Below are 3,361 nucleotides of genomic sequence, written 5' to 3' on the forward strand. Positions count from 1 at the left end.
GATTGGCAACAGCATCAATTAAAAGATTTAGTCATTCCAGTTAAAGGGAATAGTGGAGATCTATCCTTGCCGGTCTTAACTATATCTGCAGGGAGAGGATGGTTATCTCAAAAAGAACGTTTTGGTCAAACTATAGCAGGCAATTCTTTAAAAAGATACACTGAACTTCCAGTTGGTGGCTTAGCATATAACAGAGGCGCTTCCAGAAGCTATTGGTACGGTGTGACCTATGTACAAGACCAACACGAAAAAGCTCTTGTCCCAAATGTTTACCATAGTTTTTTGTCTAAAAAAAATGTGATGAACGAATTATTTGTTCAGCAATTTTTCTTAGCAAACCTAGCAGATCGTGAATTAAATAAAATAATAACTTCTTCAGCTCGAAGGGACGGATTATTAAACATCAACCAAAAAGATTTCTTCAACATCAAACTGTTTGTACCACAAATAGAAGAACAAGAAAAAATAGGAGAAATACTTAAATCGTTAGAAAAAACAATTTCTCTAAACCAGCAGAAATTAGAAAGAATACTCCAACTAGAGACGGCGATGATCCAAAAAATTTTTCCTGACCAAAATGAGAATTCTTCATTCTTGTATTTCTCAAAAAATAATTCTTTGTGGAAAAAATGCAAGATAGGAGAAATTTTAACCGAAAGAGACGATAGAATTACTGAATCTGAAACATATCCTTTAATGTCTTTTGTTCAAAATGAAGGTGTTGTTCCTAAAAGCGACAGGTATGATCGAAGTTTTCTAGTAAAAAACTCAAATAAAAAGTATAAACGAACAGAACTAAATGATTTTATTTATAGTTCAAACAACCTTCATACGGGATCTATAGGTTTTAATAACTACGGGAAAGCAACTATTTCTCCAGTGTATAGTATATTCTACGCTCAAAACATTGTGGATAGTGATTTTATTGGAGTTCTTTCTAAAAAACCACAATTTATTCATCAAATGATTAGATATCGACAAGGCGTGATATACGGACAATGGAGAATTCATGAAAAAGATTTTTTAAAAATAGAAACACTCTTTCCTGATAATAAAGAGAGAAAGAAAATTGTAGATTACTTTAAAAAAATCAATGAACTGAGAGTTTTATATAGTCACAAAGTTAATTATTTGAGCAATTTAAAACAATACTTTCTTTCACAACTATTCATTTAAATATGAGGTTAGTAAAAGGGCTAGTCCGTCTAGCCCTTATTTTCATATCGTATTTAATATACTAATGATCTTTTCTCTATCTTGATCTTCCAATTCTTGAATAATATGTAGATATGTCTTTTGCGTAGTTGTCATATTGGTATGTCCTAATCTTTTCGCAACGCTTGCGATCGATACACCGGCGTACAAAAGAATTGATGCGTGAGTGTGGCGTAACCCATGAATTGATATAACAGGAATATCCGCTTCTTCGCACAATCTCTTCAAATAATTATTGACGGTAGAGTTATGAATACGTTTAGTTATAAATATAGGTTGTTCGTTAGGCAACTCATTAATCATCGCAACAAACTTTGTCATGGTTTTCCATTCAACGTGCACAGTTCGAATCGATGAAGCATTTTTAGTAGGTAAAAAACCACCAGATTCATTGCGATAATCCCACGTTTTGTTAATCGAAATCAATTGATTTTCGAAGTCAAAATCTTCAGGAGTTAACGCAAGAGCTTCTGAAAACCTTAGTCCAGTTTTAGCAATGAGTAGAATCAGCCAATCTAAATTAAGCGGAACGGATAGATCTAGATTTCTGACTAAACGCTGTAGCTCAAATTGACTTAAATATTTCTGTTTCTTATCACCGGGCTCTTTGCCTTTAATAACAATCTTTCGCGTGGGATTACGTTTAATAACCCCTTCATCATAAGCGTCAAAGATAGCACCTTTAACTTGATGATGAAAATCTAACGTCGTTTGTTTTTCATGAGTTTCAGCAAAGTCATTAATGAGTTGTTGGTAAGTGCGTTTATTTAATTCTCCTAACTTTAACTTCGGTGCCAACTTTTTGACCCATTGATGAGTCCCATAGTACTTCTTTAAGGTAACTTCTCGAACTGCCCCTTTCTTATACACGTCAATCCATTCCAAATAATACTTATGAAATAACTTCGATTTTGATGTCATAAAAAGACCTCCTAAAACAATTTTGTACAAAAGAATGTACATGCTTATTTTAGGAGGGAATAAAGCTATCCGGAATAATTTAAACGAATAAGTTGTTTAATAAGTACCTTTTTAGCTTTTTTAGATCCTCTAAATATTTTTCTTGTTGTTCTACTTTTAACAAAATTGAATCTAGAAATTCAGCAATTTGTTTTTGAGTTTCAGTACTTGTAGGAATAGGAAGTTTTATATTATTAAAAGCAGAGATATCTAAATTTCTTCGAACAACACTTGCACCCTGCACTGAAGCTGTTCCATACTGGTATAACATATAGGGATGTCGCAAAAGATGCTTGAAATAATCTTTATTTACATTTTGAATAACATATGTTTTGTAGCTTGGAGAAACCATTCCCATTTCAAATTTGTCATTGTAGTTAATATTTCCTAGCCATAAATTTTGTGGCGATAATACTAAAGAATATTTCCTTAATATTTTATAACCAATGTTTGAAGTTCCGTCCACTCGTCCATCACGTAATTCTATCCCATTATTAGTCGAGCTTAATAACAATGTTTGATTTTCTGTTGTAGTTTTTTCGACATACTCTTTTAATATATTTTTTAATTTAACTGCTTTCCAAATACTACTATTGAAATTAATTTTTGTGCTTAAGCTTTGAAAGTCTGCTATGAGCGTATCTCTGTAATATTTATAAGACAATTTTTGTACACGTAGTTTTTCTTGGTTTAGAGTTATCATCTCATTGAGTTTTTCAAGTAACTTCACAATTTTTATTTGTTCATCTAATGTAGGAAGTTTTATTTGAACATCTCGCAAATGATGATTATATAGGTGTACTACTGAGTTGCCTTGAGCTAGTTTTGATAAAGAAGGCCCAATACTATTCAAATAGTACGCTACAAAGCCGGTCGATTGTTTTTCTACACTAAGAATGTTCAAATCTCCACCTAGGATAATGCCAGGCTTTTTTACCGCAGAAGCTCTCGCTATTTCTATAGCAGTTTCGCCAGATGAAGGAACTATTACTTCATTTCCTTCGCTTATAACTGAATTAGGAACTGATTTAACGAAAGTTTCGCTATTGTAAATAATTTCTTGAAAATTTGTGTACAAAGAACCATAAAATATAATAGGAGTTCCAGTTTCGGTTACATCTTTCAATCTATATCCTTTTCCCTTTGAAAAGTTTGCAATATCCTTCAACTTTTCCTGTTGCCAATC

The 3,361-nt window shown here is 32.4% G+C and carries 3 protein-coding genes; 1 reads left to right on the forward strand and 2 read right to left on the reverse strand.

Annotation, left to right across the window (positions count from 1 at the left end; all coding sequences use genetic code 11):
* Positions 1-1,176, forward strand: a 1,176-nt coding sequence (locus tag BLR79_RS08500) for a restriction endonuclease subunit S (protein WP_092086978.1), incomplete at its 5' end; no start/stop codon positions are given.
* 42 nt (positions 1,177-1,218) lie between these two features.
* Here BLR79_RS08500 and BLR79_RS08505 read toward each other — a convergent pair.
* Entirely contained in the window at positions 1,219-2,136 is a 918-nt protein-coding gene (locus tag BLR79_RS08505; RefSeq protein WP_092086981.1) for a site-specific integrase, read from the reverse strand.
* A gap of 79 nt (positions 2,137-2,215) precedes the next feature.
* Positions 2,216-3,361: restriction endonuclease subunit S (locus BLR79_RS08510; protein WP_092086984.1), on the reverse strand; the 1,146-nt coding region annotated here is incomplete at its 5' end.

Source organism: Dolosicoccus paucivorans (genome assembly GCF_900100125.1).
Taxonomy (GTDB): domain Bacteria; phylum Bacillota; class Bacilli; order Lactobacillales; family Aerococcaceae; genus Dolosicoccus; species Dolosicoccus paucivorans.